The organism is Caproiciproducens sp. NJN-50 (genome assembly GCF_004103755.1).
In the GTDB taxonomy this organism is placed as follows: Bacteria; Bacillota; Clostridia; order Oscillospirales; family Acutalibacteraceae; genus Caproicibacter.
The window spans coordinates 3,078,417-3,101,856 of the sequence record NZ_CP035283.1 but is presented as its reverse complement, the minus strand read 5'-3'; the positions used below and the strand labels follow the sequence as shown (position 1 = coordinate 3,101,856).

General features: G+C 50.5%; 25 protein-coding genes and 1 tRNA gene. 16 read left to right on the top strand and 10 right to left on the bottom strand.

Translation table 11 applies throughout. From position 1 onward, the window contains the following. Nucleotides 1-36 precede the first annotated feature (36 nt). The 3 genes from pth to EQM14_RS15165 all read right to left on the bottom strand — a co-directional run bounded on the left by pth (nucleotide 37) and on the right by EQM14_RS15165 (nucleotide 2,764). On the bottom strand, nucleotides 37-651 hold the full coding sequence (gene pth, locus EQM14_RS15175) for an aminoacyl-tRNA hydrolase (protein ID WP_128744005.1): 615 nt from the start codon (nucleotides 649-651) through the stop codon (nucleotides 37-39). A gap of 98 nt (nucleotides 652-749) precedes the next feature. Next, a complete protein-coding gene (locus EQM14_RS15170; RefSeq protein WP_128744004.1) occupies nucleotides 750-1,706 on the bottom strand; it encodes a ribose-phosphate diphosphokinase in 957 nt (318 codons plus the stop codon). Nucleotides 1,707-1,720: 14 nt separating this feature from the next. Next, nucleotides 1,721-2,764: a sugar phosphate nucleotidyltransferase gene (locus EQM14_RS15165; protein WP_128744003.1), complete on the bottom strand. Its 1,044-nt coding sequence runs from the start codon at nucleotides 2,762-2,764 to the stop codon at nucleotides 1,721-1,723. Between the two features lie 266 nt (nucleotides 2,765-3,030). On the opposite strand from EQM14_RS15165, the gene EQM14_RS15160 reads away from it, so the two are divergent. The 13 genes from EQM14_RS15160 to EQM14_RS16545 all read left to right on the top strand — a co-directional run bounded on the left by EQM14_RS15160 (nucleotide 3,031) and on the right by EQM14_RS16545 (nucleotide 14,311). Beyond that, complete coding sequence (locus EQM14_RS15160) at nucleotides 3,031-3,288, top strand: hypothetical protein (protein ID WP_128744002.1); 258 nt, start codon at nucleotides 3,031-3,033, stop codon at nucleotides 3,286-3,288. Nucleotides 3,289-3,462: 174 nt separating this feature from the next. After that, nucleotides 3,463-6,123: a pyruvate, phosphate dikinase gene (gene ppdK / locus EQM14_RS15155; RefSeq protein ID WP_128744001.1), complete on the top strand. Its 2,661-nt coding sequence runs from the start codon at nucleotides 3,463-3,465 to the stop codon at nucleotides 6,121-6,123. 78 nt (nucleotides 6,124-6,201) lie between these two features. Beyond that, nucleotides 6,202-6,645, top strand: coding sequence for a hypothetical protein (locus tag EQM14_RS15150; RefSeq protein ID WP_128744000.1), 444 nt, complete (start codon nucleotides 6,202-6,204; stop codon nucleotides 6,643-6,645). A gap of 123 nt (nucleotides 6,646-6,768) precedes the next feature. Next, a tRNA-Arg gene (locus EQM14_RS15145) sits at nucleotides 6,769-6,845 on the top strand. 305 nt (nucleotides 6,846-7,150) lie between these two features. Next, nucleotides 7,151-7,861 (top strand): hypothetical protein, encoded by a 711-nt coding sequence (locus EQM14_RS15140; protein ID WP_205703180.1) that lies wholly within the window; start codon nucleotides 7,151-7,153, stop codon nucleotides 7,859-7,861. A 39-nt stretch (nucleotides 7,862-7,900) separates the two neighbouring features. Then, complete coding sequence (locus tag EQM14_RS15135) at nucleotides 7,901-8,863, top strand: DNA adenine methylase (protein ID WP_243112839.1); 963 nt, start codon at nucleotides 7,901-7,903, stop codon at nucleotides 8,861-8,863. Further along, on the top strand, nucleotides 8,832-9,206 hold the full coding sequence (locus EQM14_RS15130) for a hypothetical protein (RefSeq protein ID WP_128743997.1): 375 nt from the start codon (nucleotides 8,832-8,834) through the stop codon (nucleotides 9,204-9,206). Before EQM14_RS15135 ends, EQM14_RS15130 begins: the two co-directional genes overlap by 32 nt. A 96-nt stretch (nucleotides 9,207-9,302) precedes the next feature. Continuing rightward, nucleotides 9,303-9,488: a helix-turn-helix domain-containing protein gene (locus EQM14_RS15125; RefSeq protein WP_128743996.1), complete on the top strand. Its 186-nt coding sequence runs from the start codon at nucleotides 9,303-9,305 to the stop codon at nucleotides 9,486-9,488. Nucleotides 9,489-9,495: 7 nt separating this feature from the next. After that, nucleotides 9,496-10,161: a response regulator transcription factor gene (locus EQM14_RS15120; protein ID WP_128743995.1), complete on the top strand. Its 666-nt coding sequence runs from the start codon at nucleotides 9,496-9,498 to the stop codon at nucleotides 10,159-10,161. After that, nucleotides 10,158-11,351, top strand: coding sequence for a hypothetical protein (locus tag EQM14_RS15115; protein ID WP_128743994.1), 1,194 nt, complete (start codon nucleotides 10,158-10,160; stop codon nucleotides 11,349-11,351). Before EQM14_RS15120 ends, EQM14_RS15115 begins: the two co-directional genes overlap by 4 nt. A gap of 238 nt (nucleotides 11,352-11,589) precedes the next feature. Continuing rightward, nucleotides 11,590-12,057, top strand: a complete 468-nt coding sequence (locus EQM14_RS15110; protein ID WP_128743993.1) for a hypothetical protein — start codon at nucleotides 11,590-11,592, stop codon at nucleotides 12,055-12,057. Beyond that, nucleotides 12,017-13,048, top strand: a complete 1,032-nt coding sequence (locus EQM14_RS15105; RefSeq protein ID WP_128743992.1) for a hypothetical protein — start codon at nucleotides 12,017-12,019, stop codon at nucleotides 13,046-13,048. The genes EQM14_RS15110 and EQM14_RS15105 overlap by 41 nt, the downstream gene beginning before the upstream one ends. 78 nt (nucleotides 13,049-13,126) lie before the next feature. Next, entirely contained in the window at nucleotides 13,127-14,311 is a 1,185-nt protein-coding gene (locus EQM14_RS16545; RefSeq protein WP_205703179.1) for a phospholipase D family protein, read from the top strand. A 22-nt stretch (nucleotides 14,312-14,333) separates the two neighbouring features. On the opposite strand, the gene EQM14_RS15095 is transcribed toward EQM14_RS16545, so the two are convergent. Then, nucleotides 14,334-15,965, bottom strand: a complete 1,632-nt coding sequence (locus EQM14_RS15095) for an Eco57I restriction-modification methylase domain-containing protein (protein ID WP_128743991.1) — start codon at nucleotides 15,963-15,965, stop codon at nucleotides 14,334-14,336. Further along, nucleotides 15,962-16,204, bottom strand: a complete 243-nt coding sequence (locus EQM14_RS15090; RefSeq protein WP_128743990.1) for a helix-turn-helix domain-containing protein — start codon at nucleotides 16,202-16,204, stop codon at nucleotides 15,962-15,964. Before EQM14_RS15090 ends, EQM14_RS15095 begins: the two co-directional genes overlap by 4 nt. Nucleotides 16,205-16,396: 192 nt before the next feature. Between EQM14_RS15090 and EQM14_RS15085 the strand changes: the two genes are divergently transcribed. The 3 genes from EQM14_RS15085 to EQM14_RS15075 all read left to right on the top strand — a co-directional run bounded on the left by EQM14_RS15085 (nucleotide 16,397) and on the right by EQM14_RS15075 (nucleotide 18,006). Next, a complete protein-coding gene (locus tag EQM14_RS15085) occupies nucleotides 16,397-17,050 on the top strand; it encodes a hypothetical protein (protein ID WP_128743989.1) in 654 nt (217 codons plus the stop codon). Between the two features lie 15 nt (nucleotides 17,051-17,065). After that, on the top strand, nucleotides 17,066-17,674 hold the full coding sequence (locus EQM14_RS15080) for a hypothetical protein (protein WP_128743988.1): 609 nt from the start codon (nucleotides 17,066-17,068) through the stop codon (nucleotides 17,672-17,674). Between the two features lie 155 nt (nucleotides 17,675-17,829). Continuing rightward, nucleotides 17,830-18,006 carry a DUF1540 domain-containing protein gene (locus EQM14_RS15075; RefSeq protein WP_128743987.1) on the top strand — a complete coding sequence of 59 codons (177 nt, stop codon included), beginning with the start codon at nucleotides 17,830-17,832 and terminating at the stop codon, nucleotides 18,004-18,006. A 160-nt stretch (nucleotides 18,007-18,166) separates the two neighbouring features. Here the strand turns inward: EQM14_RS15075 and eda are convergent, their stop codons facing one another. The 5 genes from eda to EQM14_RS15050 form a co-directional block, all read right to left on the bottom strand. After that, a complete protein-coding gene (gene eda, locus EQM14_RS15070) occupies nucleotides 18,167-19,852 on the bottom strand; it encodes a bifunctional 4-hydroxy-2-oxoglutarate aldolase/2-dehydro-3-deoxy-phosphogluconate aldolase (protein ID WP_243112552.1) in 1,686 nt (561 codons plus the stop codon). An 18-nt stretch (nucleotides 19,853-19,870) separates the two neighbouring features. After that, complete coding sequence (locus tag EQM14_RS15065) at nucleotides 19,871-20,905, bottom strand: LacI family DNA-binding transcriptional regulator (protein ID WP_164919112.1); 1,035 nt, start codon at nucleotides 20,903-20,905, stop codon at nucleotides 19,871-19,873. A gap of 135 nt (nucleotides 20,906-21,040) precedes the next feature. Then, entirely contained in the window at nucleotides 21,041-21,739 is a 699-nt protein-coding gene (locus EQM14_RS15060; RefSeq protein ID WP_442861464.1) for a FadR/GntR family transcriptional regulator, read from the bottom strand. A gap of 90 nt (nucleotides 21,740-21,829) precedes the next feature. Next, nucleotides 21,830-22,192: a DUF1667 domain-containing protein gene (locus EQM14_RS15055; RefSeq protein WP_128743985.1), complete on the bottom strand. Its 363-nt coding sequence runs from the start codon at nucleotides 22,190-22,192 to the stop codon at nucleotides 21,830-21,832. Continuing rightward, entirely contained in the window at nucleotides 22,186-23,421 is a 1,236-nt protein-coding gene (locus tag EQM14_RS15050) for an NAD(P)/FAD-dependent oxidoreductase (RefSeq protein ID WP_128743984.1), read from the bottom strand. The genes EQM14_RS15055 and EQM14_RS15050 overlap by 7 nt, the downstream gene beginning before the upstream one ends. Nucleotides 23,422-23,440: the final 19 nt, after the last annotated feature.

Here is a 23,440-nt window from a genome sequence, read left to right as displayed (position 1 = left end):
CGTTTCAGCTGCATTAGAAGCGGACAGCCGGGCAGGTCAATTCCCGTTGTAAAGATTCATCGCATCCGCCGCTTTGCCCTGCACCATCAGGGCGACGGCGTCGTTCGCGCGGGCGACCGCCTCATCGAACCGCTTGCGGTCCTCCGGCGAAAAGCGCGAAAGGACCCAGTCCGCGAGGTCCCACCGCCGGTCCGGCCGGTCGCCGGTGCCGAGCCGGATGCGCGGAATGCGGTCGCTGCCGGTGAGATAGATGATGTTCTTCATCCCGTTCTGCCCGCCGTCGCTGCCCTTTAAGCGGATGCGCAGCTTTCCCGGAGGGAAGCTGATGTCGTCGTACAGCACGATGACCTTTTCCGGGGGAATATGGTAGAAGCCCATCGCTTCCACCACGCTCTGGCCGCTCAGGTTCATGTAGGTTCCGGGTTTTAGCAGCAGCACGTTTTTTCCGCCGATCCGCGCCGGGGCGCAGAGCCCTTTGAATTTCAGCCGGTCGATGGTCGCGCCGGCCTGCCCGGCGATGTAATCGACGGCCATGAATCCGGCGTTGTGGCGGGTCTCCTCGTATTTGGGGCCCGGATTGCCGAGGCCGACCACCAGGTATTCCGCCTGACCGGCCGGCTGCGGCCGGATGTGGAACAGATTGTTCAGCATGGCACACTCCTAAAATCGTAAAGAAGAATACGGAAACGGGCGGGACGGATGATCCGCCCCGCCTTAGAACGCAGAAAAGCCGCCCGGCCGCAAGTCAATCAGACAAACATGGGGGATACCGGTTTGTCCTCGTAAATGCGGTCGATCGCTTCGGCAAACAGCGGAGCGACGGAGAGGACCGTCATATTCGGCAGCATTTTTTCCTTCGGGATCGGAATGGTGCTGAGCAGGAAGAGATTCTTGATCGGGCTGTTCTGGATCCGCTCGATCGCGGGCCCGGAGAGCACGCCGTGCGTCGCGCAGGCCGTGACCTGCAGGGCGCCGCTGTCCATGATCGCCTGGGCCGCGTTGCAGAGCGTGCCGGCGGTGTCGACCACGTCGTCGACCAGGATGACCTTCTGGCCCTTCACATTGCCGATGATGTTCATGACTTCGCAGACGTTCGCCTTCTGCCGGCGTTTGTCCACGATGGCGAGCGGGACCCCGAGGCGGCTGGCAAAATTGCGCGCCCGTGTGACGGAGCCGAGGTCGGGGGAGACCACAACATATTCATCGGCGTGCCCGGCAATCAGCTCCTTCATGTGGGAGGCGAGCAGGGGCACCCCCAGCAGATGGTCGACCGGGATGTTGAAAAACCCCTGGATCTGCGACGCGTGCAGGTCCATGGTCAGGACCCGGTTCGCCCCGGCCGTGGTCAGCAGGTCGGCGCAGAGCTTTGCCGTAATGGGGTCGTGCGCCTTCGCCTTGCGGTCCTGGCGGGCGTAGCCGAAATAAGGAATGACGGCGGTGATCCTCGCCGCGGAAGCGCGCTTCATGGCGTCGATCATAATCAGCAGCTCCATCAGGTTGTTGTTGACGGGCGCGCAGGTGGACTGAACAATGAAGCAGTCGGAACCGCGGACCGAATCGTAGATGGAGACCGATATTTCACCGTCGCTGAACGTGCCGACATCGCTTCTGCCCAGCGGAAGCCCCAAACATTTGGCGATCTTTTCAGCCGTTTCCCGGCTTGCGCTGGCGGCAAAGATTTTGATGTCTTTCCCATGAAAACTCATTTGTGTTTATCCCCCTATTTTTTGTCTGTCTTTGCTTTTTCGGTCATGGTGGTATAAGGAGCAACGGTCTGCCCAGGCTTTATGGTGCAGCCGCTGCACTGTACGGAATTAAGGACCGCGCCTTCGCCGACCGCGCAGTCCGTCACGACGGTATTGGGGCCGATCACACAGCGGGGCCCCACCGATGTCCTGCCCCGGAGGATCGTTCCAGGCAGGATGCTGACGCCCCGGCCGACGGCGACGTCCGGTCCGATGACGACTCCGTCCCTGCAGGGAATATCGACCCCCTGCAGAAGGAGAGCGGTCAGAATTTTTTCCCGCGCGATGCGGTTCAGCTCCGAGAGCTGAAGGCAGTCGTTGGCGCCCAGCACCGCATCCGCGCTGCCGGCCTTGCAGGCGCCCGCTTTTTTGCCCCGCTCGATCAGGAGGCGGACGGCGTCCGTCAGATAGTATTCCCCCTGCGTGTTGTCGTCCCTGATATCTGAAAGGATTCCGAGCAGGTCTTCAGCTCGGAACCAGTATGCTCCGGAGTTGATTTCCCGGATCCTTCGGACTTCCGGGGAGGCGTCCCTCTGCTCCACAATGGCGGCGAGAGATCCGGTCTGCGGGTCGCGCACGATGCGCCCGTACCCGGCGGGGTCCGGGACTTCCGCCGAAATGACCGTTACGGCATCGCTTTTTTCACGGTGAGCTCCCTGCGCTTTCTGAATATCCTTTGAGCTGATCAGCGGGGAGTCCCCGTTCAGGATCAAAACGTCCGAACCCGCGTTTGAGCGCAAAAAATCGGCCGCCATCATCACGGCGTGCCCGGTGCCCCTCCGCTGCGGCTGGTAAGCGATTTGAATGCTGCGGTCGTATGCGGCCGCAAACCGTTCCACCTGTTCGTGCAGATGGCCGGTTACGACGCACAGACGCCCGATCCCAGCCGCTTTCACGGAGTCGAGAACCCATTCCAGCATCGGCTTGAAAAGAACGGGGGCGAGGGCCTTCGGATAGTCCCGCTTCATCCGTTTTCCTTCTCCCGCAGCCAGAATCACGGCGCAGTTTTCCTGTGGCATGCTGATTCCTCCGTAACCTATGGGGTCTGCATTTTTCTGCATATTTACTGTATTGCGTTCCATGTCTCTTTCGCTACTATTATCTCATATTCATTTTTTTTTTCAAGCTATTTCAGGCCATATGTTAAATTTCTTGCGGCTTCCTGTTAAAAATGATTTGACTATTTCCCTTGTATGAAATAAAATAGAACCAGAAAATGGATATAAATGGTAATCAGGATTTGCGGTTAAACCCGGTCCGTGTTCCGAAAGAAGGGAGATGCTCCATGAAACTGTTTGATGCGGATTGGGTTGAGGTTTACCTCAGCACGGATTATGAAGAATATCTCAGAAAACAGATTATGCTGCGGGAAGGCGGGATGAAATTCAAGGCGAAGATCAGAAACAATTCGCTCCGGTTTTCCATGAATTTCTTGGGAGGAAGGAGCGGGGGCCTCTCCCGGGGAGGGCCTTCCATTAAGGATTATTATGTCATCCTGGTCCGGCGGGCGGACGCCGCGTACGCAAAGTTCCTGCTGGGCTGACTTTCCGGCCCCACACCGGAATTTTTTAGGAAACAAGGGAAAAAATAATGCCTGTGATTAGGAAAAACATATAGCATTTGATTCGGGTATTTGATATAATACAGTTTGAGCGATTTGCGATCGAACGCGAATGTTCACCAAACACAATTTTTATTCTTTTCAGGAGGTAGTTTCATGAGCAATAAATATCTTTACTACTTCACCGAGGGCAGCGAGGCCTTTCACGGCGACATGACCACGATGAAGAACACTCTGGGCGGCAAAGGCGCCGGTTTGGCAGAAATGACCGAAGCCGGGATGCCGGTGCCGCAGGGTTTTACCATCACCACCGATGCCTGCACCCAGTACTATGAGGACGGCCGCCAGATCAATGGAGAAATTGAGAAGGATATTTTTGATCATATGAAGGGCCTGGAGAAAATCACCGGGAAGACCTTCGGAGACATCAGCAATCCTCTTCTTGTTTCCGTTCGTTCCGGCGCGCGTCAATCCATGCCCGGAATGATGGACACGATCCTGAATCTGGGCCTGAATGACGAGGCCGTTGAGGGCTTGGCAAAAAAGACCGGCAATCCGCGTTTTGCTTATGACAGCTACCGCCGTTTTGTTCAGATGTTCTCGGACGTCGTCATGGGCGTTTCCAAGAGCCTGTTCGAAGAAGAAATCGATAAAATGAAGGCCGAAAAAGGCGTGAAGAACGACGTCGACCTGACTGCCGAAGACCTGAAGAAGCTGGTCGGTATTTTCAAAAAGATCTATGAGGACAACGAGCACAAGCCGTTCCCGCAGGAGCCGAAGGAGCAGCTGATCGAGGCTGTGAAAGCGGTGTTCCGCAGCTGGGATAACCCCCGCGCGAACGTTTACCGCAAGATGAATGAAATTCCTTACGAATGGGGAACCGCGGTCAACGTCCAGCAGATGGCTTTCGGCAACTCCGGCGACCACTCCGGCACGGGCGTCGCGTTCACCCGCAACCCGGCGACCGGCGAGAAGGCGCTGTTCGGCGAATACCTTATCAACGCGCAGGGCGAGGATGTCGTCGCCGGCGTCCGCACGCCGTCCCCGATCAGCCACCTGAAAGATCAGATGCCGGAAGTGTACGATCAGTTCGTCAAAATTGCGACGAATCTTGAGAATCATTTCAAGGACATGCAGGATATGGAATTCACCATCGAAGACGGCCACCTGTTCATGCTGCAGACCCGCAACGGCAAGCGCACGGCGGCCGCCGCGCTGAAGGTCGCGTGCGACCTGGTGGACGAGGGCATGATCGATGAGGAAGAGGCCGTTCTCCGCGTGGAGCCGAAGCAGCTCGACGCTTTGCTGCACCCGCAGTTTGATGCCGAAGCCATCAAGAAGGCGAAAGCCATCGGCCACGGCCTGGCGGCTTCTCCGGGTGCCGCCTGCGGCAAAGTCGTTTTCTCCGCCGACGATGCAAAGGAGTGGGCGAAGAAAGGCGAAAAGGTCGTTCTGGTGCGCCTTGAGACCTCTCCGGAAGACATCGAGGGCATGGCGGTCGCGCAGGGTATCCTGACCGTCCGCGGCGGCATGACCTCCCACGCGGCGGTTGTCGCGCGCGGCATGGGCACCTGCTGTGTTTCCGGCTGCGGCGAAATTGTCGTTGACTATGACAAAAAGCAGTTCACTCTTTCAGGCAAGACCGTGAAGGAAGGCGACTACATCTCCATTGACGGTTCCACCGGCAATGTTTACGATGCGGCGATCCCGACCGTTCCGGCCACCATTTCCGGCGACTTCGGTCGCTTCATGGCTTGGGCCGACAAGGCGAGGAGACTGCAGGTTTACACCAACGCGGACACCCCGAAGGATGCGAAGCAGGCGCGTGAATTCGGCGCCGAGGGCATCGGCCTGACCCGCACCGAGCACATGTTCTTTGAAGGCACCCGCATCAAGGCGATGCGCGAGATGATCGTTTCCGAGACGGTCGAGGAGCGCAAAAAGGCTCTTGCGAAGATCATGCCGTACCAGCAGGGCGATTTCGAGGGCCTGTACAGCGCGATGGAAGGCCGTCCGGTGATTATCCGCTTCCTGGATCCGCCGCTGCATGAGTTCCTGCCGACCAAGGAGTCGGATATCAAGGAGATCGCAGGCGAACTGGGCATCACCGTCGAGCACCTGAAGAACGTGATCGCCAGCCTGCACGAATTCAACCCGATGATGGGTCACCGCGGCTGCCGTCTTGCCGTCACCTATCCGGAAATTGCCGAGATGCAGACCGCGGCCGTCATCAACGCCGCCATCAACGTCAACAAGGCGCATCCGGGCTACAATGTCGAACCGCGCATCATGATTCCGCTCGTGGGCGAGATCAAAGAGCTGAAATATGTCAAGGACGTCGTCGTCGCCACGGCTGACAAGATCATCGCCGAGGCGGGCGTCAAGATGAAGTACCAGGTCGGCACCATGATCGAGATTCCGCGTGCCGCGCTGACCGCGGGCGACATTGCCAAGGAGGCTGAGTTCTTCAGCTTCGGCACCAACGACCTGACCCAGATGACCTTCGGATTCAGCCGCGACGACGCCGGCAAGTTCCTTGATTATTACTATGAGAAGAAAATTTACGAATCCGATCCGTTTGCGCATCTCGACCAGGTGGGCGTGGGCAAGCTGATCAAGATGGCGGTCGAAGACGGCCGCGCGACCCGCCCGAACATTCACCTCGGCATCTGCGGCGAGCATGGCGGTGACCCGTCTTCCGTCGAGTTCTGCCATTTTGCCGGCCTTGATTATGTTTCCTGCTCACCGTTCCGCGTGCCGATCGCACGCCTTGCGGCTGCCCAGGCGGCAATTAAGGAAAAAAGGGCAAAAGCCTGATTCCGTTTTAAACGTTTTGAAGCGAGATTCCCCTGCGTTTTCGCAGGGGAATTCTTTTCAGGAGGGAGATTGAAATATATGCAGAAGAAACAGGTGAAGATTCTGCTGATTCTGATCCAGACGCTGCTGATTGGGATGCAGTTTCTGCCGGTCGGCATGGCAGCCTCTTCGACACCGGGAGACAAGGAGCCGCTGAGTGTCTTCGGAATGATTCACCGCTATGCCGGCATGGGTTTTTCCAACAACGCGCTTGTTTATTTGCTGCTGTCTTGTCTGCTTCCGATCCTGACGGCCTTTTTACTGATCTTTCTCAGGGAGCGCTATAATTTTGGGATGGCGGCCTGTCTCAGCGCGTTTTACATGTTGGCGGCAGCGTGCTTTTTTACCGCGGCGAAACGGAAAATGGTGGATTCCGTTGCGATGACTGGTTTGCATTATTTCATTATTCTGGTATCGCTGCTTTCCCTTGCGCTGGCCGCCTGGGGATTCTGTATCTGCGTGCCGTCTTCGAAGGAAACCTGACAGCTTCCGGCCCGGAGGATAATATTCAGGCAAAAGGGCTTGACTTTTTCCTCTCGATCTAATATAATAGTTAAGCTGTCATTGTGAATGGAGGATGTTTTCAATGCCAGCTTCCTTGAGAATGCGCTCGTAGCTCAGCTGGATAGAGTGTCTGACTACGAATCAGAAGGCCGTGGGTTCGAGTCCCTCCGAGCGCGCCAAAACATTTGCCCAATATAGATGCATGGCCCATAAAGCCAGTGTTTATGCGGGCTGCGGGAGTTTTGAATGAGAAATTCAAGACTCCCGTTTTTCATAGTGCACACCCTCTTTTTGAGGGATAAATCATATATAGCATAAAGAAATCAGAGGTCGTGCCAAATGGTATGGCCTCTTTTCCATACATTCGAAAATAAAATAACGCTCCCTGCCGGGTAATCTTTGAGCGGCTGTGTTCTTCGTAACTGAAAAACACAGCCGCTTTTTTTGTTGCCATTTTTCAAAAAGTACTGCCCTGCAGAGCGTGATGAAAGGAATGAGAACAATACCAGCGAGGTTCATGAGAGGTACACCTCTCGCCTTAACCGAAATAGAAATGCAATTAATTCCCGGCTTTTTTCCCCGAAGTGCCGGAGTCATGAGAAGCCGTTACAAATATACCTGCACCGACTGCGATTGCCGGTTCTGTACACAAACAACAGAAAAGAAAAAATGCTGTGGCTTCGCAGGCTGTATTTGCCTTCCGGAGCGAATTGCAGCCGGTTGCGTATCCTATGGGGAACTGCTCCGGTTGTTCTTAAGCGAAATCCAGCTTCGGACATTTGCTTCGCGGATAGAGAAGCTGCTCAAAGAAAGCGAGGCGAATCCGATGTTTTTCAGAAACGCAGAACACCGCAGAAAATTTCAAAGCCTGCGAAAAAGCGGATTGTTTCCGCTTTTGAACCTTTCCGAAGCCTATGCTGCGGCTGTTTTCCTGCTGACTTCCGACGCCTTCCTCTGGAAGCAATCGAAAGACTTCATCGATCAGAGCGGTATCCGCTTTAAAGATATTCGTATCCACGGTGTGGGTCTGGATGGCTACACCATATTTCATACGGCAAGGGATCTGTATCACGGTACAGACCATATCGGCGTTTCGGAACTAAGCGATCCGGAATTGATCAATGATAAGCTGCTTCGCCTGATCATTAACGCCTTCCTCATAAGGCGGCACGGTATCGCGGCAATCCCTGCATAAAATGGAAGAAAAAATTACGCAGCCAAGGAGGTGATGTTTATTAATAGCTTTATCAGTTGGATCGGCGGCAAAAAGGCGCTCCGCAACGTTATATACCGGCTTTTTCCAAAGGATTACGGCAGATACATTGAGGTGTTCGGTGGCGGCGGCTGGGTATTGTTCGGCAAAAAGCCGGGACAAAATGCAATGGAGGTTTACAACGACTTCAATTCCAATCTGGCCAATCTTTTTTACTGCGTCAAAACTCGCACATGGGAATTTCTACGGCACCTTGGCTTTCTTCCCATTAATTCAAGGGATGAGTTTCATGTCATCCGTAAATTTATTGAAAAGGAAGAATTCACACAGGAGTATCTCTCGGAAGAACTGCAGCTGGCGCAGCACAACCTTTCCCCTCCGGAGTTTGAAGATATAAAGGAGCTGATGCTGGAAAACGCGGAAAAAAGCGATGTACGCCGGGCCGCCGCCTTTTACAAGCTCATCCGATACAGCTACGGCAGCGGCTGCACTTCCTACAGCTGCCAGCCATGCGATGTGCGGAAAACCTTCTTTCTCATATGGGAAGCATCCCGCAGGCTGGCGGATACGGTGGTGGAAAATAAAGACTTTGAGGCATTGATCCGGCAGTACGACCGGGACAATGCCTTTTTTTATTGCGATCCGCCCTACTACGAAACCGAAGGGCATTATGCCGTGGTGTTCCGGAAAGAAGATCATAAACGCCTCCGGGATACGCTCAAAAGCTGCAAAGGAAAATGGATGGTGTCCTACAACGACTGTGAGTACATCCGTGAGCTATACGCCGGATATCACATTCTGTCTGTTACCCGTATCAACAACCTCGCGCAAAGGTATGACGGCGGCTGTGAATACCCGGAGGTAATCATCACCAATTACGATCCCAAGGAGCGCCGGAGCGCCGAACCAAAGCAGCTTAATCTTTTTTCTGATGAAAACGGAGATGACGAGGATGAATGGTATCGAACAAATGAGATGGGCTAAAGACCTGATCTCAGAAAAAACAAACGGTCTGCAGGAACTTGTCGTCGGCAACATGCATGACGAACTGTATATCCGTACCTCAGACAAGGCAACGGTCGGGTTGTACCTTTCCATGTTGCCTAACCGGAAAACCGGGCAGTACGACTGTCTGTTCAAAGCTTACACCCGCACCTGCGGCGGCTACAATATATCGAAAAAAATGCAGGTTATTGCCGATGAGTATCAGAGCATCACGGATCTTCTGAGTCAGCTTGAAACAGCCAAAATTTCACTCACCGGAGATGAGCTGAACACCTTTGTCAAGTTATTTTACAGTATAGATATGAGATTGAGAACGTACTGATAATGATAGTTATAGTGAACTATATAATTTAAAATAGTTGCTTTCATTCGCATTTGCGTATATACTGAGGGAAAGACACACGTTGGAGGAATTAAAATGCTTGATTATATATCCGTACAGCAGGCTGCTGATCAGTGGAGAATCTCCAAGAGAAGAATACAGAAGCTCTGCGAGGAAAACAGAATAGCCGGTGCTGTTCGCTTCGGCCGCGCATGGGCAATTCCGAAAGATACGGAAAAACCAGCTGATGCGAGATTGAAGAAAACGGAGCGAAAGGAGTGAGCTTTATTTGTATCAGATAACCATTGTTGAAGATGACCCTGTAATTCAGGAAGAACTGTCAACCCTTTTGCAGAGCAATGGGTATGCAGCCTGTGTCATAAAGGAATTTTCAAATATTGTAGAAACTGTAAGAAAAGATATTCCACATTTGATTTTGCTTGATATCAATCTGCCCGTGCAGGATGGATTTAAGATATGTTCAAAAATCCGGACTTTTTCAAATGTACCTATTATTTTTGTCACAAGCCGAAATACCGATATTGATGAGCTGAACAGTATCATGCTGGGTGGCGATGACTTTATTACAAAGCCGTATAATACATCAATAATGTTGGCGCGCATCACTTCGCTGTTGAAACGCGCCTATCCGTCCGAACAGGCCGAAACGATGACATATAAAGATGTGACGCTTCATTTGGAAAGCAGCTGTGTGGAATTTCAAAAGCAATCGGTTGAGCTTACAAAAAATGAACTAAAAATTATGGCGTTTCTTTACCGGAATGCTGGTAAAATCGTTCCCCGCGCCGATCTGGTGGAGTATCTATGGGATAACCAGCTTTATGTGGATGATAATGCCCTGAGCGTGAATATTACAAGACTCCGTGAAAAACTGAAGCAGATAGGTATCATCGATTTTATTACGACAAAGCATCGTCAAGGGTATATGATATGAGCTACAAAGAGTATTTAAAGGATCAGTTACCCTGCATCCTCCTAAATGTTTTCTCCGCAATCCTCTGTTCCGTCTTTCTCTCGTCGGTAAATATTGGTGAAGGCCCGACCATCATTAAGTGGAGCAAGGGAACTGCACCAATAACACAGGCTTTTGACGCTTGGGAGCGCTTTACTTACGAACAGTTTGCCAAACTCAAAGCCAACGAAGAAGAACTCAATCGTATTTTCATTAAAATTTACGGTTTGCAGGACGAACTGACCCCGGAAGTTGAGAACAAGGACGTTACTATACGTCACGCCGATCTTGGCCGCGACATCCGCAGTTTTCTATCCTATGCTGTTGGCTGTATGTTTGGGCGCTATAGTCTGGGCAAGCCGGGGCTTGTATTTGCCGGCGGTAATTTCAACTCAATATATCACCGATATAAAGGGCAAACTCCCTGTGACGAGAATGGTGAATTACTCTTTGGGTCAGGATATGCTGGGATTTCATCGGCTCCATATCATTATCCTGAGTTTAAGGATCATGATAAATGGACTGCTTGCTCATTTGAGCCAGACGAAGACAATATTGTTCCGATTGGTTCTGCTGACTATTTTAACGACGATATTGTGGTGCGTTTCACTGAATTTGTCCGCGTCGTATACGGCGATTCCACACTGGGTGAAAACCTGAACTTTATTGCCAGCGCCTTATACCCCAATGTGAACGGTTCGGCCAAAGACAAAATACGGCGCTATTTTTTGAACGATTTTTACAAGGATCACTGCAAAGTGTATCAGAAGCGTCCTATTTACTGGCTGCTGGACAGCGGTAGGGAGGACGGCTTCAAGGCACTTTTTTACCTGCATCGTTACGATAAATATACCGTGGCGAGGGCACGTACCGATTACCTCCATCCGCTTCAGCGCAAATATGAGGCAGAAATTGGCCGGCTGGAAATGCTGTCTGGTGCCACCAACGATATCCGAGAGAAAGCCACTTACCGTAAGGAAATTGAGGCCCTGCAAAGGAAGATTGAGGAATGCCGTACCTATGATCAGGTAGTAGCCCACATCGCTCACCAGCAGATTGAGCTTGATCTTGATGATGGCGTGAAAGTTAACTATACCAAATTCCAGGGCGTGAAAGTGCCAATGGATAACGGTAAGACAGTGCCGATGGATTTATTAGCGAAGATTGGTTAGGAGGGATGATCTATACTTACGGAAGAATTGAAGCAGGAAGTAGTCAAGTGCGCACAATCAAATCATTTAAGCTTTTATTTTTGGGGGAGCCATCTTCCAAATGGCAGTATTGATCATAAGCAGTTAAGCGGCGATACACTTGGCGTGCAGATTTACTTACCTGACAGAAGCGGGTACTCTGCTTGCGAGAAGGTCAAGAGTGAATTAGCGGCTATCTTTGAAAGGTATGAGATCTATTTTGATGAAGAAAACGTCCAACAATATGCTGATATTAGGTGTTGAGGGTGCGCTTCGCCATGTGATGGAAGAATATAAGCTGTTCTTCCGTAGCAGTGAACGGTTTAAGCGATTTGAAAGCTACATCCTTGGCCCGTCATATACCGAAGCAAAAATTGACGTTGGCATTCTTTCGGCACTTTGTAAGTTGCCGGCACCCAATTTCGATCAGGTGGTGAGAACACTTCTGATAGAAATGGTAAACGGTGGAAGCACCACATATGACGACATAAGCAAGTTTGGCAATCTGGATGCGCTGTGGCGGATGATACAGAAATCCTATGGATATGGCTTTGCTGAGCAAAGCCTTGAAAAGCTGGCAATCCTCCTGTTATGCACTCACTTATCTCACAGCATCAATAGCCCAATGCCCAAAGAGTGGCAGACGTATGCTCACTGCTTCAGAAGAAGCGATGAACCAACAATTTGATCTCAAAGCAAAAATGAGTTCGATAGAAAATGATATATTTATCGGGAAACACAAACTGCGAGTTACATCGTCAAGTCTTAATGAAATACATAAAGACACTGACTTTGCTATGAATCAAGGAGACGAGTTAATTTGCCCCGTTTGTGGAATTCATTATCGTAATGGATTACCTGAACAACTTAATGTTAGTTCCGATTTTGCCTTAGCTGAAAAACTTATTTCATCATTAACAGAAGATATTACGACGTTAGAAAATGAACTTGGAGAGCATAGAGAACAATATGAATTACTTTCATCAAAATTGCAAGAGCTTAAACAAAGTATACAAAAGTCGAAGCAACTGTTGTCATATTCTTCATTTTATAAAAATGAAGGAAAACAAGAAATATACGAATCTTGCCTCCAGCAATTAGAAGTACTTCAGGCCCAATTAGATTTAAAAATCTCAAATATTGCTACACTTGACGAACGTGTTAACAATTTAAAATCCAAGGTGCGATCCAAAGAAATTCGAGAACAAATTGAAGGTTATTGCCGGAAAATTGCAGAAGTAATTGATATTCCTAAAACATTTATTAAATTAAGAGATTTCGTACAGGTAATTGATAAATCAGGAAGTGATACTCCACGACTTGTTTATATGTATCAAGCAGGGCTTTACCTGTATAATCTGAACAGATTGAATAGTCCGTTTAATTTTTTTGTAATAGACACACCAAATCAGCAAGGACAAGATGCAGCTAACTTGAAAAATATATACCAGTCTCTAAATTTGTTGTTATCAGCTGATGGTCAAGTAATTTTAGGAACAGAACGTGAAACCGGCTGTGAAGATAAAGCCTCTGAGGTTATCAGATTGACGGAAAAAAGAAGATGCTTGACTCAAAGCCAATTCTCTGATCATTCAAAGTTACTTGAAGCTTTACAGAAAGAAGCAATAAATTGGGTGCACGGTGAACACCGAAGATTGAAAGATACAGGAAACTGCTAATGTTTATTATAAATTATTGTAGGAACAACTTGCTGTGGAAGTTTTGCAGCAAGTATATTCTTGGGGGAAGGAAATTTTATGGCAGTAATTAAATTTTTACTACAAGGCTTAAATGAAACAGAAGATCATTACGCAGCTTTAGAGCGATTGCTGGATTTGCCAAGTATAAGTCGCTGCTTAATTAGTGTGGCGTTTATGAATGCAGCAGGTGCAGCAATGGCAGCGGAAAGACTTACACTGATCGCGGATAAATTACAGCTTTTTGTAGGCATCCGTAATGGTGTAACATCCAAGCAAAGCATAAAAATTCTTATGGATAAAAATATCTATCCAATATGCATTGACACTGCTACACAAGCATTTATTTTCCATCCAAAAGTATATTTAGCTCAAAATCAAATATCAGCAACATTAATAACGGGTAGTGCAAACCTCACATCTGGGGGATTGATTAAAAACATTGAGGCAAGTCTGATTGTTAGCCTCGACCTGTCAACTCCGGAAGATATAGCATTAATAAGCAAGGTAATCGATGACTTTTCAGTACTACAAAATCAACATCCGCAAAATGTATTTCAGCTTAGAGATACGTCGAATTTGGATGAAATGGTACAGCAGGGTCTTTTAGTAGATGAAACTTTACAAACCCAGAGGGTTAACGCACGAGTTCAATCACAACATGATCGTACTGAGCAACGTCCATGTATGAAGACTCATGTGCGTAGGCTAGCTGCAGTACGAAGGACAAAAGCGCAAACAGCAGCAAACGTCACCATACCACTTTCTGGGACTTCCATCCCTACGATTATAAACAATCAGCTGCTATGGAAGAGCGGGCCCCTTACAAGACGAGACCTTAACATTCCAACTGGATCAAATACTCACGCAACAGGCTCTATGTTATTAAAAGTCGGCGATCCTTCACAGAACATTGACCAACGACATTATTTCAGAGACGTTGTTTTTGCCACAGCTTCATGGGTACCTGATCCAAAACCACAATATCATCATATTGAGAGATGTTCTGTCCCATTCAAAGTAATAATCAAAGGCATAGATTATGGCGTTTATGAGCTTAGTCTATCGCATAATACCCGAACAGATTCTAAAACATACATCCAAAACAATAGCATGACGCAAATTCATTGGGGAGAAGTTGTTAAACCAATGATTGCACATGAAGATTTGTTAGGTGGTATCCTGTGTATTTATGCACCAGATCCCTCATCCGATGTGTATACACTAACGTTTGATCTGGAGTAAATATTAACAGAGTCCGAGAAATTTAATCCTCGGGCTCTGTTATACGTTGACGACGATCTTTTATTCGAGTTAGGGCGTTTTGAAGAATCTGCACTTGCTTTTCATCGACTCCAAGTGTAGATAAAATGATCTCATCCTGTTGCTTTAGGATTTCATCTACGGAATGTTTTTTTACAAATTCGTTCAGTTCAGAAATATCCACATCTGGAACACTAATATAGGGTACTTTAAGTCGATCTATTTCAGAAGGCACCAACTCTAAAACTCCCCCGCCATAATGTCGTCCTTCCAGTTCTGCACTTAATGCTGTGAGAGAGTTTAAAAAACATATTACTAAAGAAGTAGTATCTATTCCTACAGCAGGTGAAATTCGATAAGCTGTATCTGTAGTATATGCGTTTAGCCTGTTGAGAATCAAGCGAGGCATACCGTTACTTCTTTTTAACATACTAAGGGGGCTAGCATAAACCGATGGCACTTTATACCAAGGATCGCGGATTCTACATTTATATCGCTTTGGCAAATTCTCCGCTTCTCCAACTTTTAAATATTCTTTATAAGCCAATTGATCTTCAGCATTGGAAAAATACAAGAAATTAGTAGGTAAACCTTTCCGTGCATTTTCACTATGCTGCTTTTGGTCGTATATAATACCTGGACAATGTTCACTTCTACCAAACATTGGGTGTGCCACTGCTTGTAAGTGATATTTGTTAACAATACTATCTGGTACCAAAAAAAACTTATTAGCTCCTGTGACGATACCTACATCGGCTGTAGCAAGTTTTGAAAAGCTGAACACATTTGGGAGTGAACAAATAGACCTATACACATGCCTTTCCTCTGAAGTTAAAAGAGCATATGTCCATTTATTCTTTAAAAAATCACCATCAACATAATCTGCATTGGCAAATAAGTCAGAAGGATCTGTTTTGGTAAAGGATTTTCCCCTTGTATGAACGATAGATATTCCATCTGTCCTTTGATTCAAATCAACCTTTTTTCGGGCCATCAATACAATAACGCCTTGCAAAGTGTTCTCAAACCAAATATCTTCTGGATCAATTAAGAGAATTTGGGAGCACTCCTGTAGTAAATAATCTCTTAAGCCTTTTGCGTAAAGCACATGAAGCAATTCGGAAGGGAGAATCATCCCCAAATTGCCGCCAGCTTTAAGAAACTTAATTGAAGCAATTACAAACGGAATCCAAGCATTGGTATGCTTGCTAAATTTTATTCCTATTAGGCTAAAGAGTTGCTGTGCTCGATTTTGCATCTCGTTGTCCCAATATTGATAACGAATAAATGGAGGATTTCCAACAACAGCATCAAATGTCTCATGATTTTCGGACATCGAATTTTCTATTGCCCATTGTAAAAAATCTCGAGTGAAAATTTTTGATTTTGCTTTGGAATTTTTCAACTTATCCCTACAAGTTGCTGTCGCAATATTGTTAATATCAAACCCCAAGACCGAAAGGCCGCAATCTACATTAGGTAAAGCATCAAAGAAGACACCGTCACCACAACTAGGCTCCAAAATTTTTTTTGAACCGGATTCCAAAACCCAACGCATTATGTATTCGGCCAACCAATATGGAGTGTAGTAACTTCCACTTAGCTTTTGGTCACTCTCAACTTCTTTAAAATTCATGTTTTCTCCCTTGAACTATTTACTTGCCCAGAATCACAACTGCAATGGATTTCTGCAATATCACCGATATCGCAATTTAATGCCTCGCAAATTCGAACAAGTATATCAGTTGTAACATTTTCATTATGAGCAAGCTTGGCCATCGAAGTTTGACTGATGTTAGCCAAATCACGTAGATTTCTTTTCTTTAAATCTCTATCAATAAGAAGCTTCCACAGCTTTTTATAGCTGATAGGCATAATATTATCCTCTTCTCCTCTCTCTGTCACCTTGTGATTAAGCTTAGCATAAAAAAGTCCTTAATACAAGGCATAAATATCTTATCGCAAATTATTATATTTCAATAAAATCTTTTATGGATTCGATTGATTTTGCAAAGGTACTGAGTAATGTCTAGATAAAAGCTCGTAAAAACAAGTGGTCCTTTTTGGTTGACAGACTATTGGTCGGGTTGTTTCGACAAAATAGACGCCGCGGTGGACGCGTATAATAAGGACCACCCTGAGCAGCCGGTCTCTTTCGACCGTTCCGCCTTTGAGAACGACGACAAAAAACTCGGCCAAACTGCGGCGGCGGCTCTGTCGCTGCGCATCGGCGATGTGAGCAGGGATTCCCATCCGGATGCGGTTTCCCAGTCCGGAGAACAGATCCACGTCGACCGTTCCTCCATCAACGACTCCGCAGGCAATTTTAAGGATGAAGTGGCGGATGCGGATATTTCACGCGGGGACGCACAGGAAAACGTGGACAGCCCGAAGTCCCGGCAGGTCCACGCGGGGGAACAGAATATTATTGAAAATCATACCGTCCGCGAGGCGGATGGCGCCGTGAGTCACGAAATCACGGTCATGGACGGCAATTCAGCCCCCAAATGCACACAGGAGGCAATAACGGACCACATCGGGGAACTGGCATCCGCCCCGGACGCTCATTTTGAGACAAAGATCAATTTTAACGGAGAATGCTCCGAAGAAACCAAAGCGAGCTATAACGATTACAGGGACCACATGGAGAATGCCCGCGACGACCAAACAGGCAAACTGAAATATGCCAATGTGTCGATCCATTACCCGTGGGACGACTAAAGGAGGAATCATACCATGAAATTGCTGGACCATGCCGGGCGCAGGGGACATCAATCCGACAACTTCGGCTCCGACCATTTTCACGACAATGAGTTCGGCCTGGCATTCGCCGCGGCGGTCTGCCGCCGCGCGGCTTTCCGCGTCAAGTCCGTCACGCTGAAGGACGAGGAATCTTTTATTGATTTCGGCCTGAGAGAATCCTTTACCCGGATCGCGGACACGGATGCCTTCATCGCAAAATACAGATCCGCGAAGCTGGCGCGGGCCGACATGGAGTTTGAGCTTGACGGAAAAACGCTGTTTCTCGACGTGCTCTTCGGCGCCAGAAATGTCAGCGTTATTTATCCGGACGATTCATCGATTGACATCGGCGGACTGATGAATTCTCTGGAAAGCGACGCGCTGGAATTAATGAAAAAAGGTGCGGCGGGGAAAGGGAATCCCGATGGTTCAGATCCTGTCAAACGCTTCGAATCCAAATATATGGATTTGTTCGGAAGCCTGCCGGACGAGAGTCTTTTTCTCGCAAGCCGCGAAGAATTCCGCGACGCACTGAGGCGGGCCGTGAAAATGAAAGTCCCTCTGACCGATTTGCTCCCGTTAAAAAGCGGCAGCGGCAAATAACTTCAAATCCCGACGATTTTTACTCCTTGACCGCGTTCTCACGGCCCGTGAACCCGGCCTCCGTTTCCGGCGAAGAGTTGCCGGTTTAAAAACCGGGATGTCGTTATTATTCTTTCATTTCGGGGGAACAATACGGAGGACGGGAGGTGATAAAAATGGACGCACCCAAAATGCAGGTAAAATGCGGTGTTGAAAACTGCCATTATAATAAGCAGCATATGTGCTATGCGGATTATCTGGAAGTCAATGCCATGGGCGGCAGAGGAACCAACAAGGCGGAGTCCAGCGATTCAACGTGCTGCTCGACTTTTGTAAATCATGAGACCATGTAAATCTTTTCTGTCCGTCGTCAAAGGCAAACAGAAATAAAATAAAATCTGATAAAAAGAGCCGCACGTTTGCAGAAGCGAACGTGCGGCGTTTCTTTCCGGCCGGGCTGATTGAAAAATGCGGCGAGGAGACACGGGAACGTGTCCGCCAGGCTGTTTTTCCTTACCGGATCATTTCACTCTGATCGTTGCTTTTATGAAGCTCCATCAGCTGTTCGACGTCTTCCTTGTCAAAATCGGGCAAATCGCCGGGAACCGTGCATTTCAGCGCGGCCATCGCATTGCCGTAATCGATCATTTTCCGTTCGGATTGGCATGCGAGCAGGCCGTACAGCACCCCGGCGTCGAATGCGTCCCCGCTTCCGATCCGATCGGCGACGGAAATGGGGGAGTAAGGCGTACCCGTAAAAAATTCATCCTTCTCCGCGGAATAGACCGTGCTGTTCCAGGCGTGTTCCTTTTCACTGATGACTTTGCGCGCGGAGGTCGCTACGATCCGGATGTTGAACTCGGCGGCAAAACTCTTCATGATTTCCCGGAGAGTGCCGGTCTTTTGAAACATTCTCCGGCAGGATTCCTCCGAGATGAACAGGATATCCACATAGGGGAAAATTTCCGTCAGGACCTGGCGGGCCGTCTGTTCGTCCCAGAGGTTGGCGCGGAAGTTCACGTCGAAGCTGATGAGGGCTCCGCCGGCGTGAAAGCGCTTGATCGCTTCGACAGCTGTTTTGCGCACCGGCGGCAGGGCAAGCGTGATCCCCGTTGTATGAAAGATTTTCGTATCCGAATAGACCGACTGCGGCAGGAAGCTCAGATCCAGTTTCCCGGCGGAGCTGTGGCTTCTGTCGTATACGACCTTCGGCTTCCGGGGAGCCGCGCCGCCCTCGGAGTAATAGACACCCAGCCGCGCGTCCTTTTCGCTGTCGATGGAAATCAGCTCCCGGGAGACCCCCATCCTTTGAATTTCATGCAGGGCGAATTTTCCGATCTCATTGCCGGGAAGGCAGGTGATGAAACCGGATTTGCAGCCCAGCCGCGCCATTCCGGAGCAGACGTTCAGTTCCGATCCCCCGATGCAGGCGGTAAAGGAGCCGCCGCCGGAGATCCTTTGATCCGGAGCGGAGGACAGCCTCATCAGGCTTTCTCCCAGCGCGACGAAATCGTAGGCTTTCTTTCCCGAAAGTCCGGCCGCCGGTGAAACGGGTTCCCCGGATTCGGGCTTATCCTGAATCAGGCGGACCGTCTGCCGGCAAAGCTCCGTGATCTTATCCCAGTTCTTTGCCCTGATATCGGCTTTTCCGACCATATAGCTTCCGCCGCAGGCCAAAATTTTCGGGAAAGAGAGATAGGTTCCGATATTGTTCAGATTAATTCCGCCGGTCGGCATCCAGCGGATCTGCGTGAACGGGGCGGAAAGCGCCTTCAGCGCGCCCAGGCCGCCCGACTGCTCCGCGGGGAAGAATTTCAGCACGCTCAGGCCGAGCCCGATCGCCTTCTGAATCTCGCCGGCTGTCACGCAGCCAGGAAAGATGGGAATCCCAATCTTTTGACAGTAAAGAACCGTTTCGGGGTCAAGGCCGGGGGAAACGATGAATTTCGCCCCCGCCTCGGCGGCGGAATCGACCTGGGCCGGATTCAGGACCGTTCCCGCCCCCACCAGCATATCAGGGAACGCTTTTGAAATCGCCTGAATGGATTGATAGGCACCTTCGGTCCGGAAAGTGACCTCGGCGGCGGGAATCCCGCCGCCGATCAGAGCGGATGCCAGAGGAACCGCGTCTTCCGGGTCTTCCAGGGTGACAACCGGGATAATTTTAAGTTCCGCCATTCTGTCGGTTACTGATTTCATTTTTCTTCTCCTGTCCTTTTATCCGCGGTCCGGGCTTGTTGAGCCGCGGATATTCAAATGGTTTGGAAGTTCAATATACTGCGGCCTGGCCTGGCTTTTGCCGCGCAGCCGGCGCAGCAGGAGCTTGGCGGACCGCGTTCCGACGCCGTAGGAGTCCTGCGTGATGGTGGTGATGCCGGGCGGAACCAGGGACGCCCAGCCCCAATCGTCGAAGCCGCAGAGGCCAAGTCCTTCGCCGATCGGGTATCCGCCCTGCCGCGCGGCCTGGAGAACGGCGAGAGAGGTGACGCCGTTGACGGCGAAAACGGCGCATCGTTCAGCCGGATGCCGCCCGATAAAGTCGGCGAGACTGTCCGTACAGCTTTTAATATCGTTTTCGTCGATCACATAAGAGGAGGGACCGCCGTCCTCCCGGTACAGTTCCCTCATCGCGTCCAGATATGCCCGGTATCGGATGACGCGGGGGCTGACGGTTCCGTTTCCCTGGGTAAAAAATGCGATTTTGCGGTATCCGTTTTCGAAAAGATGCTTTATGCAGGCATAGGCCGACCGGTAGTTGTCCGTCGTGACCGTGCTGATGACGTCCCGCGGTTCGATGCTCCGGTCGGCCAGCACGATGGGGACGCCTCTTTGGCTCAGCTCCGCCAAATAACCGTCGTTTCCGCCCGTCGTGTTCAGAATCAGGCCGTCCACCTGATGCTCCAGAAGTTTCTGGATGCAATCTATTTCCCGTTTCGGACGGTTATTGCTGTCGGAAAACAGGACCTGGTATCCGCTGGAGCTGCAAATGTCGTTGATCCCTTTGAGCAAAATGGAAGAAAACGGGCTGCCCACGTCCGCGATGACGCACCCGATCGTCTGGCGGCTGCTTGCCTTCAGGCTTCGCGCGATCCTGCTGGGGTGATATTCCAGATCCTCGATTACCTTTTGGATCCGGTCCCTGGTTTCGGCGGACATCGAGTCGAATTTGCCGTTCAGAAAACGGGAAACCGTCGTTTTGGAAACCCGGGCGGTTTGAGCAACAAGATCGATTGTGACGTGCTTTTCTTTCATAATACAGACCTGCTTCATTTTCGATTGATGAAGGCGTTGGGGAAACTGATTTCGGAAACCGGTTTACCATCCGAGACGACTTCATTATAGAGAACGGCGGTAAAAAAGTCAAGACAGACCGCGGGTATTTTCCGATTAATTTCCGACGCGGAAACGGTTCATGTTATACAGCAGGTGGAAAAGCATCGCCTGTTCCGCTTCCATGGGGTGCCTGTCCCGGATCGCCTCAAAAATGCTTCGATGGGATTTCAGCGTCTGCTCGTATTCCTGGCGCCCGACCACGGAAGAGAACACGGTGACTCCCTCGCTGATGATCGGGATCAGGTTGGAAACGACAAGATTGCCGGAGCAGCGCGCGATCTGAGCGTGAAATTTCCGGTCCTTTTCCGCGAACCGGGTGTGCTGGGCGATCTGCCCCTCCACTTCCAGCAGGGCGATTTCCAGCTTCGCAATGTCCTGCGGCGTGGCGTTCTGCGCGGCCAAAGCGGCGATCGGAGGCTCAATGACGCAGCGGAGCTGAAGCAGGTCCCTCGTCAGCTTGTTTTTATCCTTGATCATGGAAAACCCCAGCGGATCGTCCGGAATGCCCATCTTTTCCGAAATGAACGTTCCGGCTCCCTGGCGGATTTCGATGACGTTGCTTGTGGCGAGCGAGCGCAAAGCCTCGCGCGCCGTGTTCCGGCTCACGCCGAGCATGCCGCAGAGCTCGTATTCATTGGGGATCCGGTCTCCGGGCTGATAATTTTTTTCCTGAATGATTTTTATGATTCCGTTCGTCGTCCGCTCGATCAGGGTTTCCTGATCCATGGCGGGACGGGGTGTTTTCTCCTGCATTGGCCGCCCCTTCCGGATCCGCCGGCGGATCCTTTCTTTCCAACAAGTTTATCACAAAAGACTCCGCTGTGAAACACCTGTCTTTAAAAATCAGCGGACGGGAATATTTTTAGTGACAATGACGTCGCTGTCAAGTCCCAAAACGTGGGGAATCACCGTCTGACCGATCGATACGGGAGCCGTCAGCTTTGCCTTCTTGATTTCTTTCATCACGTCGAAGATCCGATCCTTCGGCACGGGTTTCGACAGGCGGACGCTGGCCAGGGGAAGGGCGCCGCCCTCCAGCAGTACGGAGGAAGCGATGTTCCGGACCGGATTGACCAACTCCTGATGGACGTATTCCTGGCCGCGGGGACATCCGGCCCCCTGCAGGGAGATGATTTTTCCGTCTTCCACTTCCGCGGAGATTTCACACCCGTTGGGGCATATGATACACACAAATTTCTTCAGCATAGCGCCCGCACCTCCAGGTTTCCGTTCCCGGAGAGGGATTCCCGGCTGACGGGAATCTGAATCATTTCGGCGGGAATGGCTTTTTTCATTTTTTTACTCTGTATCACTTTACCGTTCTGAAGAACCTGAATTTCGCATCCGGCGAGGGGCCGGCTGACCCGCAGGGACAGGGTAAAGCCGTTTTTGCCGCTGATTTTCTGCGGGACGGTATGGTTGATATTTTTATCCGCTGAAATGCTCAGCCGGTTTTCCGGCAGGCTGCCCGATTTGACATATTCGGCGACGGAATCGGCGAGGCGTTCCGCCTCCAGCGATACAAAGTCGACAAGGTCGTGAACGTGAAGCACATTGCCGGCCGCAAAGATCCCTTCCACGCTGGTCCGGCAGAATTCGTCCACCACCGCCCCTTTCGTCCGGGGGTCGATTTGGACGCCGGCCTGCATGGAAAGCTCGTTTTCCGGGATCAGGCCGACGGAGAGGATCAGGGTATCGCAGGAAAAATCCTGCTCCGTGCCGGGGACCGGCTTCAGCTTTTCATCGACCTGAGAGACCGTAACGCCGGTCAGCCGCGCTTTTCCGTGGATATCCGTGACCGTATGGCTCAGGTAAAGCGGGATGCCGTAATCTTCCAGGCACTGGTGGATGTTTCGCGGCAGGCCGCTCGGATAGGGCTGTATTTCAAAGACGGCGGAAACCTCGGCGCCTTCCAGCGTCAGCCGTCTTGCCATGATCATGCCGATATCGCCGGAGCCCAGAATAACGGCCCGCTTTCCGACCATCCTATTGTGCAGGTTGATGTAGGATTGGGCGACTCCCGCGGTGAATACCCCGGCGGGCCGCTCGCCCGGAATCGCCAGTGCTCCGCGCGTGCGTTCCCGGCAGCCCATCGCGAGAACCACCGCTTTCGCCTTAAAATGTTTGAGTCCACCACGCCCCACCGCGGTGACGACCCGATCGGGGGTGAGGGACAGGACGGAAGTCCCGGTCAGAATTTGGATGTTTTCCTTTTCCGTTTCGTCCAGGAACCGCTGCGCGTATTCCGGTCCGCTGAGCGTCGTATGAAATCTCGTGAGGCCGAATCCGTCGTGAATGCACTGCTTCAAAATGCCGCCGGCGGTTTCTTCGCGCTCGAGAATCAGGATATCCCTGACGCCCCTGCGGCAGAGTTCGACCGCCGCGGCAAGCCCGGCCGGACCTCCGCCGATGATGATTACGTCTTTCTGTTCCAAGAGTAGCACCTTCTTCTCC

Bases quoted from the DNA above. Each gene is read 5' to 3' on its own strand.
- pth (WP_128744005.1), bottom strand. From the start codon at position 651: ATGCTGAACAATCTGTTCCACATCCGGCCGCAGCCGGCCGGTCAGGCG.
- EQM14_RS15170 (WP_128744004.1), bottom strand. From the start codon at position 1,706: ATGAGTTTTCATGGGAAAGACATCAAAATCTTTGCCGCCAGCGCAAGC.
- EQM14_RS15165 (WP_128744003.1), bottom strand. From the start codon at position 2,764: ATGCCACAGGAAAACTGCGCCGTGATTCTGGCTGCGGGAGAAGGAAAA.
- EQM14_RS15160 (WP_128744002.1), top strand. From the start codon at position 3,031: ATGAAACTGTTTGATGCGGATTGGGTTGAGGTTTACCTCAGCACGGAT.
- ppdK (WP_128744001.1), top strand. From the start codon at position 3,463: ATGAGCAATAAATATCTTTACTACTTCACCGAGGGCAGCGAGGCCTTT.
- EQM14_RS15150 (WP_128744000.1), top strand. From the start codon at position 6,202: ATGCAGAAGAAACAGGTGAAGATTCTGCTGATTCTGATCCAGACGCTG.
- EQM14_RS15140 (WP_205703180.1), top strand. From the start codon at position 7,151: ATGAAAGGAATGAGAACAATACCAGCGAGGTTCATGAGAGGTACACCT.
- EQM14_RS15130 (WP_128743997.1), top strand. From the start codon at position 8,832: ATGAATGGTATCGAACAAATGAGATGGGCTAAAGACCTGATCTCAGAA.
- EQM14_RS15125 (WP_128743996.1), top strand. From the start codon at position 9,303: ATGCTTGATTATATATCCGTACAGCAGGCTGCTGATCAGTGGAGAATC.
- EQM14_RS15115 (WP_128743994.1), top strand. From the start codon at position 10,158: ATGAGCTACAAAGAGTATTTAAAGGATCAGTTACCCTGCATCCTCCTA.
- EQM14_RS15105 (WP_128743992.1), top strand. From the start codon at position 12,017: ATGCTCACTGCTTCAGAAGAAGCGATGAACCAACAATTTGATCTCAAA.
- EQM14_RS16545 (WP_205703179.1), top strand. From the start codon at position 13,127: ATGGCAGTAATTAAATTTTTACTACAAGGCTTAAATGAAACAGAAGAT.
- EQM14_RS15095 (WP_128743991.1), bottom strand. From the start codon at position 15,965: ATGAATTTTAAAGAAGTTGAGAGTGACCAAAAGCTAAGTGGAAGTTAC.
- EQM14_RS15090 (WP_128743990.1), bottom strand. From the start codon at position 16,204: ATGCCTATCAGCTATAAAAAGCTGTGGAAGCTTCTTATTGATAGAGAT.
- EQM14_RS15080 (WP_128743988.1), top strand. From the start codon at position 17,066: ATGAAATTGCTGGACCATGCCGGGCGCAGGGGACATCAATCCGACAAC.
- EQM14_RS15075 (WP_128743987.1), top strand. From the start codon at position 17,830: ATGGACGCACCCAAAATGCAGGTAAAATGCGGTGTTGAAAACTGCCAT.
- eda (WP_243112552.1), bottom strand. From the start codon at position 19,852: ATGAAATCAGTAACCGACAGAATGGCGGAACTTAAAATTATCCCGGTT.
- EQM14_RS15065 (WP_164919112.1), bottom strand. From the start codon at position 20,905: ATGAAAGAAAAGCACGTCACAATCGATCTTGTTGCTCAAACCGCCCGG.
- EQM14_RS15060 (WP_442861464.1), bottom strand. From the start codon at position 21,739: ATGCAGGAGAAAACACCCCGTCCCGCCATGGATCAGGAAACCCTGATC.
- EQM14_RS15055 (WP_128743985.1), bottom strand. From the start codon at position 22,192: ATGCTGAAGAAATTTGTGTGTATCATATGCCCCAACGGGTGTGAAATC.